Here is an 11,836-nt window from a genome sequence, read left to right as displayed (position 1 = left end):
CGCCGGGTCAAGGCACGCTTTCCCGCCTTGACGCGGCGTGACGGCCGTTGAACAATCCGGCGTTCGGGTCGGTGGAAGGGCAGTTCCCGTGCTCGCCAAGGCATCACGCATGACAGCCGGGGCGGTCGTCCGGAGTTGTCCACAGAGTCCACCCCCATGTGGACAACTCCGGTGGATAACTGCCGATCGAGCAGACAGGAGGCGGACGTGAAATACGTGGTCCTGATCTACGGCAACCCCGAGTCGCGCAGCGCGTGGGAAGGCATGAGCGACGAACAGCGGGCCGCCGGGCTGGCCTACTACCAGCAGCTCAACGACGATCTCGATGCCTCCGGCGAGCGGATCGTCTCCGAACGGCTCGCCTTCCCGGAGCTCGCCAAGCGGGTGGGTCCCATGGCCACCGACGGCCCCTTCGCCGAGGCCAAGGAGTTCCTCGCCGGCTTCTACCTGCTCGACTGCGAGAGCGAAGAACGCGCTCTCGAGATCGCCGCAAAGATCCCGGAAGCCTCCTTCGGCGTGGTCGAGGTGCGGCCGGTGATGGGGTTGCACGGGCCGGAGCTGTGACCGACGTCGAACACCTGCTCCGCGAGCTCGCCCCGCAGGTCCTCGCCGCGCTGGTCCGGCGCTACGGCGGCTTCGACACCTGCGAAGACGCCGTCCAGGAGGCGCTGCTCGCCGCGTCGCAGCAGTGGCCGGCCGAAGGCGTTCCGGATCACCCGAAGGGGTGGCTGATCACGACGGCGTCCCGTCGGCGCATCGAGCAGTGGCGCAGTGAGACCGCGCGGCAACGGCGTGAAGAGACCGTCGCGCTCGCCGAGCCGCCCGGCCAAGAGCCGGTCAGCGGGGTCGACGACACCCTGACCCTGCTGCTGCTCTGCTGCCACCCGTCGCTGACGCCGCCGTCGCAAGTCGCCCTCACCCTGCGCGCGGTCGGCGGGCTGACCACCGCCGAGATCGCGCGGGCCTTCCTCGTCCCCGAGGCCACGATCGGGCAGCGGATCAGCCGCGCGAAACAGAAGCTGAAAGGGGAACGGCTCACCAGGGACGTCAGCGCCGAACGGCTGGCCGCGGTGCTGCAGGTGCTCTACCTGATCTTCACCGAGGGCCACACGGCCAGTTCGGGGGACGCGCTGAGCCGCGTCGAGCTGACGACCGAGGCGATCCGGCTGGTCCGGCAGCTGCACGCGGAGCTGCCGGACGACGGCGAGGTCGCCGGGCTGCTCGCCCTCATGCTGCTGACCGAGGCCCGGCGCCCGGCCCGCGTCGACGCGACCGGCGCCCTCGTCCCGCTGGCCGAGCAGGACCGCACCCGCTGGAACCGGGCGTTCGTCGACGAGGGCGTCGCGCTGATCACGAAAGCCCTCGCGACCGCGCCGGTGGGCCCGTACCAGCTGCAGGCGGCCATCGCCGCGGTCCACGACGAGGCCGCGACGGCCGACGAGACCGACTGGGCCGAAATCCTCACGCTCTACGACCTGCTGCGGGTCGTGGCACCCGGCCCGATGGTGACGCTGAACCGGGCCGTGGCGTTCGCGCAGGTCCACGGCCCCGAGGCGGGGCTGGCGGAGCTGTCGGAGCTGGCCAAGGACCCCGCCCTCGCGAACCACCACCGGGTCGACGCGATCCGCGCGCACCTGCTGGAGCTGTCCGGGGACGCGGCCGGGGCCCGGGAGGCGTACCTGGCTGCCGCGCGGCGGACGCTGAGCCTGCCCGAGCAGGCGTACCTGCAGTCGCGTGCCGCCAAGCTGGAGACATGAGAACGGCCGGCCGGGACAACGCCCGGCCGGCCGTTCGCATCAGAACTTCAGAGCCTCAGAGGATCTCGGCGGCGGTGCCGATGTCCGGCGGGCCCAGGTCGGGGTTGAGCGCCCCGGTCAGTTCCACCAGCTCCGGCTCCACCTCGTGCGGCTGGATGCGCCCGTCGCGGATGTCCTCCGCGTAGTGGCACGCCACCCGGTGCCCGCCGCCGATCTCGCGCAGCTGCGGGCGGTCGGTGCCGCACAGGCTCGCCTGCTTCCACGGGCAGCGCGTGTGGAAGCGGCAGCCCGACGGCGGGTTCGCCGGCGACGGCAGGTCACCGGCGAGCAGGATCTGCTCGCGGGTGTCCTCGACCTGCGGGTCCGGCACCGGGATGGCCGACAGCAGCGCCCGCGTGTACGGGTGCAGCGGGTCCCGGTACAGCGAGTCCGCGTCGGTCTCCTCGACCAGCGCGCCCAGGTACATCACGCCGATGCGGTCGGAGATGTGCCGCACCACCGCGAGGTCGTGCGCGATCACGACGTAGGTCAGGCCGAGCTGCTGCTGCAGGTCCTCCAGCAGGTTCACCACCTGGGCCTGCACCGAAACGTCCAATGCGGACACCGGCTCGTCGGCGACGATCAGGTCCGGCTCCACGGCCAGCGCCCGCGCGATGCCGATGCGCTGGCGCTGCCCGCCCGAGAACTCGTGCGGGTACTTCCGCAACGACGTCTCCGGCAGGCCGACCGCGGCGAGCAGCTGACGCAGCCGCCGCTGGGTTGCTTCCTTGTCCTTGTCGAGGCCGTGCGCGTGCATGCCCTCCACCAGGATCGACTCGACCGACTGCCGCGGGTCCAGACTGGACATCGGGTCCTGGAAGATCATCTGCATCCGGCGCCGGGCCTTCCGCAGTTCCTCTCCCTTGAGCTGCGCGACGTCGGTGCCGTCGAACACCACGTGCCCGGACGTGGGCTCGTTGAGCCGCAGGATCGCCCGGCCCAACGTGGACTTCCCACAGCCGGATTCGCCCACCAGGCCGTAGGTTTCGCCCCGCCGGATGGCCAGGTCGACGCCGTCGACCGCGAACACGTGCCCGACCGTCCGGTCGAACACGACGCCGCTCTTGATCGGGAAGTGCACCTTGAGGTCGGTGACCTCGAGCAGCACGTCACCAGCAGGACGGGTCATCGGGCTCCTCCTCCCGCCGCGACCGTGGGCCGCACGGGGTTGTGACAGCGCAGCAGTCCGGCCCGGTCCGGCACCAGCTGCGGCTGGGCCTCGCGGCAGACCGGCAGCGCGTTCGGACAGCGCGGCGCGAAGGCGCACCCGTGGTCCCACGGGATGTTGTCGGAAACCGAACCCCGGATGGGGATCAGCTTCTCGCCGCGGCCCGCGTCCAGGCGCGGGATCGACGCGAGCAGGCCGTGCGTGTACGGGTGGCGAGGCTCGGCGAACAGCCGGTGCCGCTGGGCCCGCTCCACGATCTTGCCGCCGTAGAGCACGTTGACCTCGTCGCACAGCCCGGCGACGACGCCGAGGTCGTGGGTGATCATGATCAGCGCGGTGCCGGTGTCCTGCACCAGTTCCCGCAGCAGCGCCAGGATCTGCGCCTGGATGGTGACGTCCAGCGCGGTCGTCGGCTCGTCGGCGATGAGCAGCCGCGGCCGGCACGCCAGCGCGATCGCGATCAGCGCACGCTGCCGCATCCCGCCGGAAAGCTGGTGCGGGTACTCGGAAAGCCGCCGGGACGGGTCCGGGATACCCACCTTGTCCAGCAGGTCCACCGCTTCGACGGACGCCGCCTTGCGCGACATCCCGCGGTGGCGCTCCAGCACCTCGGTGATCTGCAGCCCGATCGGGATGACCGGGTTCAGCGAGGACAGCGGGTCCTGGAACACCATGCCGAGATCGCGGCCGCGGCGGTCGCGCATTTCCCGGTCGGACAGCTTGAGCAGGTCGGCGCCCTCGAAGCGCACCGAGCCGCTGACCTTGTTGCCGCGCTTGGCGAGCAACCGCATGATCGCCAGGGACGTCACGGACTTGCCGCAGCCGGACTCGCCGACCAGGCCGACCGTCTGGCCCGGTTCGACGTCGAAGCTCACGCCGTCCACCGCGGTGAACGACTTTTCGCCACGGCGGACGAAGTCGACCTTGAGATCACGGACTTCAAGGAGTGCCATCAGTGCTTCACCGCCTGTTCTTCGGGTCGAGGGCTTCGCGGAGGGACTCGCCGAGCAGCGTGAACCCGAGCGCCACCACGATGATCGCGATGGCCGGGTAGTACGCGAGCTCCGGCCGGACGTCGAGGAACTGCCGGGCCCCGCGGCTCAGCATGATGCCCCACTCCGCCCGGTTCGGGTCCGGGTCGCCCAGGCCGAGGAACGACAGCGCCGCGGCCTCGAGGATGGCGGTGGCCAGGGTCAGCGTCGCCTGCACGATGACCGGGCCCAGCGAGTTCGGCAGCATGTGCCGGAACACGATGGACGTCCGCTTCACGCCCAGCGACGTCGCGGCGAGCACGTGGTCGCTGCCGCGTTGCACCAGCATGGAACCGCGCAGCAGCCGCGCGAAGATCGGCACGCCGATCATCGACACGGCCAGGATCACCGTCCACTGGCTGGGCTTCTGGAACAGCGCCGCCACCGAAATCGCCAGCAGCAGCGAAGGCACCGACAGCATGACGTCGACCAGTCGCATGAGGACGGTGTCGACCCAGCCGCCGAACGCGCCGGCCAGCCCGCCGATGATGACGCCGATCAGCACGCCGATCACCGTCGCCAGCACGCCGACCAGCAGCGTCTGCTGGGCGCCGACGAGCAGTCGCGAGAGGTAGTCGCGGCCGAAGTCGTCCACGCCGAGCGGGAACCCGGGCTGGGCGCCCGGGATGATGCCCTGGCCGAGGGAGACCTTGTCCTGCAGGTAGCGGACGTAGGGGTCCTTCGGTGCGATCAGCGGCGCGAAGATCGCCAGCAGGAGGAACAGCGCGGTGATCACGCCGCCGGTGATGGCCACCGGGCTGCGCAGCATCCGCCGCACCGCTTCGCCGCCCAGGCTGTGCCCGGACGCCGACGCGAGCTTGTCGATCGGTTCCTTCTTCTTGTTCAGCAGAGTGTTCATCGCACACGCACCCTCGGGTCGATGATCCCGTACGAGACGTCGACCAGTGTGTTCACCAGCACGTACACCAGGGCGCCGAAGAGCAGCAACGCCTGCAGCCGGGGGTAGTCACGCCGTTCGATCCCTTCGGCCAGCAGGAACCCGAGGCCGCGGAAGTTGAACACCCGCTCGGTCAGCACCGCGCCGCCGAGCAGCGCGCCGGTCTGCAGGCCGATGGTGGTGACCACCGGCAGCAGGCCGTTGCGCAGCACGTGCCGCCGCCGGACGACCGGCTGCGTGAGGCCCTTCGAGTTGGCCGTGCGGATGAAGTCCTCGTTGAGCACTTCGAGCACCGACGCGCGGGTGATCCGGGTGATCACCGCGAGCGGGATGGTGGCGAGCGCGAACGCCGGGAGGATCAGGTGCCTGATCGCGTCCCAGACCGCGTCCCACTCGCTGGTCATGATGCCGTCGAGGATGGCGAAGTTGGTGATGGCGGTGGCGTCCAGGCCGGCTGCCTGCCTTCCCTGCGACGGCAGGCCCAGCGGCCCGGCGAGCAGGTCTTGCATCATGTAGCCGAGGAAGAAGACCGGGACCGCGACACCGATCAGGGTCAGCACGATGATCACGTTGTCGGCGGCGCCACCGCGGTAGCGGGCCGAAATGTAGCCCGCCGGGATGCCGATGACCACCGCGACGATCATCGCGGAGATGCCCAGCTCGATGGTGGCCGGCAGGAACGTGCCGATCTCCGACATCACCGGCTGGGTGGAGACCAGCGAGGCACCGAAGTCACCGGTGATCGCGCGGCCGAGGAACCTGAAGTACTGGAAGATGACCGGCTGGTCGAGCCCCAGCACGTGGTTGAGGTTGGCGATCTTCTCCGGCGTTGCCTTGTCGCCGAGGAGGGCGGCCGCGGGCCCTCCGGGCAGCGACCGTAGCCAGGCGAAGACCAGGATGGACAGGATGAGGAGCGTCGGGATCGCTTGTAGCAGCCGACGCACGAGAAAACGGAGCACTTGCAGTCCTTAGGTGGCAGCCCGCTGAGTACGGAACATGGGGTGGGCGCGGTAGCACCCACCCCATGCCTCGCAAAGTGGAACCGTCAGTTGACAGTCACGGTGTTGAACCGCTCGTCGGTCAGCGGGCTGGCGACCAGACCCTTGACCTTCGGGCCGACCACGATCGCGGGCGGTCCGTAGGAGATCGGGATGGCCGGCAGGTAGTCCATGATCTGCTTGTTGACTTCCTGGTACGCCTTGGCGTGCGCGTCGCCGGCGGGCGAAGCGTCCGCGGCGGCGAGCGCCTGGAACAGCTGCGGGTTGTCGAACCCGAACTCCGGCTTCTTGCGGCCGAAGAAGGTGCCGACGAAGTTCCCGGCGTCGTTGTAGTCACCGGTCCAGCCGAGCAGGTGCAGGTCCTGCTTGCCGAACTTCTGCACGTCGTCCTTGTAGCCACCGTTCCACGGCTTGGCCACCGGTTCGATCTTGACGCCGATCGCCTTCAGGTCTTCCGACATCGAGGTGAAGACGTCCGCCGGGTTCGGCATGTACGGACGGGTGACCTCGGTCGGGTAGTAGAACTTCAGCGTCAGGTTCGTCGCGCCGGCCTGCTGGAGCAGCGACTTGGCCTTCTCCGGGTTGTACGCGTACTTGGTGACCTCGTCGGTGTAGCCGGAGATCGTCTTGGGCACGAACTCGGTGGCCACCTCGGCGCCCTCGGGCAGCTTGCTCTTCACGAACTGCTCGCGGTTGATGCCGTAGGCCAGCGCCTGGCGGACGCGGACGTCCTTCAGCTTGTCGCCGGCCGGGCCCGACTGGTTGATGCCCATGTAGAGCACGTTGAACGGCGGGCGGACCAGCACCTGCTCGCCCTCGTTGCGCAGCAGGCCGTAGTCGGCGGGCGCCGGGTAGTCGTAGCCCTGGATGTCGCCGGCCTTGAGCGCCTGCTTGCGGGCGTTCTCGTCCGGGATCACCTTGAAGATCAGCTTGTCGAGCTTGGCCGTCTGGGTCGGGCTGGTGTCGTTCTTGGACAGGATGATCTCACCCTTGCCCTGGTCCCAGCTGTCGAACTTGAACGGGCCGGTGCCGACCGGGTGCTTGTTCGCGTATTCGCTGTAGGTGAACGAGTCGCCGGACTGGGTGACCTCGTCGGACTTGTACTGCTTGAGCGCGGTCGGGCTCTGCATCGCGAACGACGGCAGGGTGAAGGCCGCCGGGAACGCGCCCTTCGCCTTGTTCAGGTTCACGACCGCGGTCGCCGGGTCCTTGGCTTCGCAGCTCTTGTAGACCGGGTCGCTGTAGTCGTCGCTCTCGTTCTTGGCGAACCCGCCGAAGACGTCGGCGTAGTAGATCATCTGGCTCTGGGCGGCGGCGCCCTTCATGTTGTACCAGCGGTCGAAGTTGAAGCAGACCGCGGTCGCGTCGAAGGCGGTGCCGTCGGAGAACTTCACGCCCTGCTTGAGGGAGAAGGTCCAGGTCTTGCCGTCGTTGCTGGGCTCCCACTTCTCGGCCAGCGAGGCTTCGAGGTCGGCGGTGCCCGGCTTGTTCTGGATCAGCGTGTCGAAGATCTGGCGCGTGATCCGGAAGGTTTCGCCCTCGTCGTTGAAGATGGGGTCGAACAGCTTCGGGTTACCGGCCGCACCGAAGATCATCGTGCCCCCGGAACCACCCCCTGCGCCCTCGTCACGCTTGGACTCCGCACAGGCGGACAGCGAAACCGCGAGCGCGCCGGCGAGCCCGATCAGGGCCACGCGGCGTGTTCGGGTCAGCCGCAATTGCTGCATCTGGCACCCCTTGGGAGATGTTTCGGGTTTCAAAGTCACCGTCCGGTCGGTCAGGAACTCGACGGACGATCGGTGTGCTCGCCGACACTAGCGGGAACTCGGCCCGCACTTAAGCACGTGAGGTTACGATCGCGCTACGTGGACACCGATTTGACCGCAATGTGTCCATAAATCACGACAGAATGTGACCATTTGCGGGCTACGGCTGCCCTGGGTGCGTGATCCATGACTCAGATGGCGGTACCGACATTACCCCGCTCGTGTATCCGGCTACGGACAGCTTGATCGATTCGGAGTCCCTCGGACACGATGCGTGACCCCCTGTTCCCCTACGGAAGTCGGGTTCCGGCGGCGCCGGCGGTGCCGTCCACGGCGAACCAGCCGCGCTCGAAGCGTTGCCACCGCGCCAATTCGGCCCGTGCGGCCTCGCCATCCCGGGCGACGGTTCTGGCCAGCCGCCCGGCTTCGGAGCCGCCGGAGAGCCAGCAGAGGTGGGAAAGCAGGGGTCTTACCGAAGTGCGGCCGCTCGAAACCCCCTCCAGCACCAGGACGTCCGGCACGGCCACCCGGACGAGTTCACCCGGCCGGGGTGCCCCACTGGACCAGTCCATTGCCCGGTACGCGCCCGCCACACCGCCGGCCAGCGGCCGCAGGACGCCGCTGGCGAGCCGGGGCCACCACGAGACCGGGTCGTCCCACGTCGCGAAGGCGTCGGTGCTCACCAAGGCCGTGCGGCACCCGCGGGCGGTCAGCTCGGCGACGACGTGGGCGGCCAGTGTGGACTTGCCGGCGCCCGACGGGCCGTCGATGGCCAGCACGCGGACCCGGCCCAGCCGCGCGGGGGCGGCGAGCAGGGCCTCGATCAGCGCGTCACTTGCTGACGCGCTCGACCTCCGGGAGCCCTTTGACGTCGTCGGGTGCCGCCGTCTTCGCCTCCAGCTCGGCGATCCGGCTCGCCAGCTCGCGCCGGGTGTCTTCGAGCTCGCAGCGCAGCAGCGCGATCTCCTCGACCGAGGTGCGCACCTCTTCCTCGAGGTGCCCGGTCTCGGTGGACAGGTGCAGCGACACCAGCGCCAGGACCACGCCGGCGAGGAGGAAGACGAAGTTCGACGGCGTTTCCACCCCGGTCAGCCCGGCGAGGAACTTCGCGGCCGCCGGGATCACGGCCAGCACCACGACGCCGATGGCGACGACCAGCCACACGCCCGCGTACTTCTCACGGAGCTTGCGCCGCCGCATCATCTCGAGGACGACGAACAGCACGACGCAGGCGACGACGATGCTGAGGACGCGCCAACCTTCCATCTCGCAAGCTCCCTTATGCCGAGTCGGACGAGTCGACCGCCGGGCGGCGGCGTACCAGCGCCAGCAGCAGTGCGAGCCCGGCCCGGCTCAGGTAGACGGCCGACTTCACGGGCGAGTGGCTGGGCGTGCCGCCCGCGCGCTCCCGCATGACGACCGGAATTTCCTTGATGGTCAGCTTCGCCCGGATGGCCATGACCAGGGACTCCACCGTGTCGCCGAGGTACTCGGCCGGGTAGTAGCCGGCGAACAGCCGGATCGCGCGCGGCCCCATCGCCTTGAAACCGGAAGTGACGTCGGTGAGCCGCGTCTTCGCCAGCCGCGAGAACACGATGGACAGCGCGACCATGGCGTACTTGCGCGGCCCGCTGGCCTTGTACGCGCCCTTGCCGGCGAACCGGGAGCCGATCACGATGTCCGCGTCGTCCAGGCCGCGCAGCAGCGCGTCGAGCTCGTCCGGGTCGTGCTGGCCGTCGGCGTCCACCTGGACGACGACGTCGTACCCGCGGGCGGCGGCGTAGCGGAACCCGGTGCGCATCGCGCCGCCGACCCCGAGGTTCACGGCGAGCCGGGCCACCTCGGCGCCCGCGGCGCGGGCCAGCTTGGCGGTGTCGTCCACCGAGCCGTCGTCCACGACCAGCACGTCACCGCCCGGAAGGGCCCGCTTGACCTGCTCGATGACCGACGCGACGCTCGCCGACTCGTTGAGGGCGGGCATCACGATGAGCACGCGGCGGCTGGTCACCGGGTTCGCCGAGGTCACAGACACGGGCATCACTTTAACGCTTCACCGCCCGTCGCCGGTCGCGGACCCGGGCGCGGCGCCCGCCGTGACGACGTCCTGCTGCCCCGCGATCTCGTAGATCGAGGCCCCGGGGTTGCGGTAGACCGGCTTGAACCCCGGAGCGGTGTCCAGGTTCAGCAGGCCGGGATCGTTCTGCCCGTCGGGGACGGCGTTGCCCTGGCCGACGAAGGCGTAGCGGACCTTGAGCTCCCGCAAGATCTTGCGGGCCCGGGGGTCGGCTTCCAGCCGGTTCGCGTGCGCGCTGACGTAGCCGATGTCGCTGGCCGGCGGCGCGCCGTAGTAGTTCCACTGGGTCGGCTTCACCCCCTGCAGCGCGTACATCCAGACCGACCCGTCGAGGCGGTCGTTCAGGACGCGCTCGCCGGGGACGGTGTGCCCGGCCAGCCAGGCGAACGCCGCCTCCTCGTCCGCGCTCACCGAGGGGAAGCCCCGGTAGCCGATGTTCACGTGGACGGAGTTGATGTACACGTACCCGCGGCTGAACCCGCCGATCACCGCCGCCAGCAGCACCACGCCGGCCAGCACGGGCGCCGCCGGGTGCAGCCTCGGCAGCCGGGGCCGGACCTTCGCCGCGAACCACGCCGTCGCGGTGTGGACGAACTCGCCGAAGCCCACCGCGCCGATCAACGGCAGCAGGGCCGCGATCCGGTAGTTGTCGTTGTAGAACGGCCCGGTCAGCAGGTGGACCAGGCCGTTCTCCATGGACACCGTCGCCGCGTACAAGCCGCCGAGGACGACGTACGCGGCGACCAGCCAGACCACCCGCCGGTGCCGGGCCAGCAGGACCACGCCGGCGACGGCGGGCACGCCGATCCACCACTGCGGGAAGTCCGCCATCGGCGAGAACGTGACCGTCTGCCCGACCGCGCCGGTCACGGTGGCGGCGTTCCCCCAGATCGCGGACGTCACGCCGCCGGCGTTGTAGAGCGAGGGCAGCACCTGGGGCAGCCCGAGCAGGACGGCGAGCAGCGCGGCCGCCACCAGCGACGGCCAGGCCCGCCGCCAGTCGATCGGCTCGAACCGGAAGAGCACCGCGGCCAGGATCAGGACGCAGTAGACGACGAGGACGAACACGACGCTGGTGTGCAGCGCCGCCAGGCCCCCGGCGCCGAAGCCCACGGCCAGCGGCCCGGTGGCACCGCCCGGCTCGAGCAGCAGGCGGACCACCGCGAGCATGGCCGGGACCAGGGCGACGCCGGCGGCGTACGGCCAGACCGGCCCGTGCCAGAACAGGTCGTAGGGGAAGGAGGTGAAGCAGGCGGAAGCGACGGCGACCGCGGCGGCCGTCACCGGGGGCAGCCGCCACGCGCGGCACATCGCGGCCACGCCGAGCGGCACCGCGAAGGTGACGGCGATCGACGCGAAGTTCAGCAGCGGCATCACGGTCAGGCCGCCCTTGCCGAAGAGCACGGCGAGCAGCGCGTGGTAGGTGTCCGGGTAGAAGTAGTGCGTCTCGTCCGGCAGGTTCGCGATGGTGCTGACGGTCGACGGGCGCGCGTCGCCGCGCTCGGCGATCCAGCGGACGAGGTTCGCGTGGAACGCGGCGTCCCAGTCCTGGTTCACCGTGCCGGGTGCCGGAATGCCGCGCAGCACGGTGAGCGCGCCGACCGCCATCCCGGCGGCGACACCGAGCGCCGTCAAGGCGTGGGCGCGCCACGACCACCGCGGGCGCTCGGGCGGGGCCGCCTCGGCGTCCGGCCGGCGCCGCCGGGTGAACCGGGCCACGGCCCAGGTGACCGCGAAGCCGGCGGCCGAGACCACGAGCGTCCACAGTGTCACGGAGAGCGCTGTCCACCGGATGCCCGTGGCGCCGAGCAGCGGGATGGCGAGGGCCACGACCCCGAAGGTGAGGACCGGGGCCGCCGCGCCCAGCGTCCAGCCACGCAGGCCGATCGCCGCGCCGAAAACGGCGCCGGGCAGCCAGAATGCGGCCAGAACGAGCAGAAACCCCATTGTTCCATCCCATTTCGCCGTGAGCCGTCCCGCCACCGCGGTGAACGGCGTCTCCGACGGCGGCGGCCACGCTACCGTGCACGTCAGCTCGCTGGTCACCCGCATCCTGGGCACACCGCGGCCCCCCATAGACTCCCGGGCGTTGACGGCTTTGTTGA

11 protein-coding genes are annotated in these 11,836 nt (G+C 70.1%); 2 read left to right on the top strand and 9 right to left on the bottom strand.

The genetic code is table 11. The features are described from left to right. Nucleotides 1-207: 207 nt before the first annotated feature. The gene (locus C2L58_RS43925; RefSeq protein WP_103343543.1) at nucleotides 208-564 is read left to right on the top strand and encodes a YciI family protein; all 357 of its coding nucleotides are present in this window, start codon (nucleotides 208-210) and stop codon (nucleotides 562-564) included. Next, nucleotides 561-1,757, top strand: a complete 1,197-nt coding sequence (locus C2L58_RS43920) for an RNA polymerase sigma factor (RefSeq protein ID WP_103343542.1) — start codon at nucleotides 561-563, stop codon at nucleotides 1,755-1,757. Before C2L58_RS43925 ends, C2L58_RS43920 begins: the two co-directional genes overlap by 4 nt. 55 nt (nucleotides 1,758-1,812) lie before the next feature. Here the strand turns inward: C2L58_RS43920 and C2L58_RS43915 are convergent, their stop codons facing one another. From C2L58_RS43915 to C2L58_RS43870, 9 genes are all read right to left on the bottom strand, one after another. Further along, nucleotides 1,813-2,925, bottom strand: coding sequence for an ABC transporter ATP-binding protein (locus tag C2L58_RS43915; RefSeq protein WP_103343541.1), 1,113 nt, complete (start codon nucleotides 2,923-2,925; stop codon nucleotides 1,813-1,815). Continuing rightward, nucleotides 2,922-3,917, bottom strand: coding sequence for an ABC transporter ATP-binding protein (locus tag C2L58_RS43910; RefSeq protein ID WP_103343540.1), 996 nt, complete (start codon nucleotides 3,915-3,917; stop codon nucleotides 2,922-2,924). The genes C2L58_RS43915 and C2L58_RS43910 overlap by 4 nt, the downstream gene beginning before the upstream one ends. Before the next feature lie 7 nt (nucleotides 3,918-3,924). Further along, the gene (locus tag C2L58_RS43905; protein ID WP_103343539.1) at nucleotides 3,925-4,854 is read right to left on the bottom strand and encodes an ABC transporter permease; all 930 of its coding nucleotides are present in this window, start codon (nucleotides 4,852-4,854) and stop codon (nucleotides 3,925-3,927) included. Next, nucleotides 4,851-5,852, bottom strand: coding sequence for an ABC transporter permease (locus C2L58_RS43900; RefSeq protein ID WP_103343538.1), 1,002 nt, complete (start codon nucleotides 5,850-5,852; stop codon nucleotides 4,851-4,853). The genes C2L58_RS43905 and C2L58_RS43900 overlap by 4 nt, the downstream gene beginning before the upstream one ends. An 86-nt stretch (nucleotides 5,853-5,938) precedes the next feature. Beyond that, nucleotides 5,939-7,618, bottom strand: a complete 1,680-nt coding sequence (locus C2L58_RS43895) for an ABC transporter substrate-binding protein (RefSeq protein WP_233226266.1) — start codon at nucleotides 7,616-7,618, stop codon at nucleotides 5,939-5,941. Nucleotides 7,619-7,947: 329 nt separating this feature from the next. Next, complete coding sequence (locus tag C2L58_RS43885) at nucleotides 7,948-8,451, bottom strand: uridine kinase family protein (protein ID WP_441296375.1); 504 nt, start codon at nucleotides 8,449-8,451, stop codon at nucleotides 7,948-7,950. Nucleotides 8,452-8,488: 37 nt separating this feature from the next. After that, nucleotides 8,489-8,923, bottom strand: a complete 435-nt coding sequence (locus tag C2L58_RS43880; RefSeq protein ID WP_103343535.1) for a DUF2304 domain-containing protein — start codon at nucleotides 8,921-8,923, stop codon at nucleotides 8,489-8,491. A gap of 13 nt (nucleotides 8,924-8,936) precedes the next feature. Continuing rightward, nucleotides 8,937-9,695, bottom strand: coding sequence for a glycosyltransferase family 2 protein (locus C2L58_RS43875; RefSeq protein ID WP_103343534.1), 759 nt, complete (start codon nucleotides 9,693-9,695; stop codon nucleotides 8,937-8,939). A 12-nt stretch (nucleotides 9,696-9,707) separates the two neighbouring features. Further along, nucleotides 9,708-11,678, bottom strand: a complete 1,971-nt coding sequence (locus C2L58_RS43870) for a DUF6541 family protein (RefSeq protein WP_103343533.1) — start codon at nucleotides 11,676-11,678, stop codon at nucleotides 9,708-9,710. Nucleotides 11,679-11,836: the final 158 nt, after the last annotated feature.

It is taken from the genome of Amycolatopsis sp. CA-126428 (assembly GCF_002904335.1).
In the GTDB taxonomy this organism is placed as follows: Bacteria; Actinomycetota; Actinomycetes; order Mycobacteriales; family Pseudonocardiaceae; genus Amycolatopsis.
The sequence above is the reverse complement of the archived record's forward strand: the minus strand, read 5'-3'. Positions and strand labels throughout refer to the sequence as shown.

Excerpts from the sequence above, each read along its gene's own strand:
- C2L58_RS43915 (WP_103343541.1), bottom strand. The coding sequence starts at position 2,925 with ATGACCCGTCCTGCTGGTGACGTGCTGCTCGAGGTCACCGACCTCAAG.
- C2L58_RS43910 (WP_103343540.1), bottom strand. The coding sequence starts at position 3,917 with ATGGCACTCCTTGAAGTCCGTGATCTCAAGGTCGACTTCGTCCGCCGT.
- C2L58_RS43905 (WP_103343539.1), bottom strand. The coding sequence starts at position 4,854 with ATGAACACTCTGCTGAACAAGAAGAAGGAACCGATCGACAAGCTCGCG.
- C2L58_RS43895 (WP_233226266.1), bottom strand. The coding sequence starts at position 7,618 with ATGCAGCAATTGCGGCTGACCCGAACACGCCGCGTGGCCCTGATCGGG.
- C2L58_RS43880 (WP_103343535.1), bottom strand. The coding sequence starts at position 8,923 with ATGGAAGGTTGGCGCGTCCTCAGCATCGTCGTCGCCTGCGTCGTGCTG.
- C2L58_RS43875 (WP_103343534.1), bottom strand. The coding sequence starts at position 9,695 with ATGCCCGTGTCTGTGACCTCGGCGAACCCGGTGACCAGCCGCCGCGTG.
- C2L58_RS43870 (WP_103343533.1), bottom strand. The coding sequence starts at position 11,678 with ATGGGGTTTCTGCTCGTTCTGGCCGCATTCTGGCTGCCCGGCGCCGTT.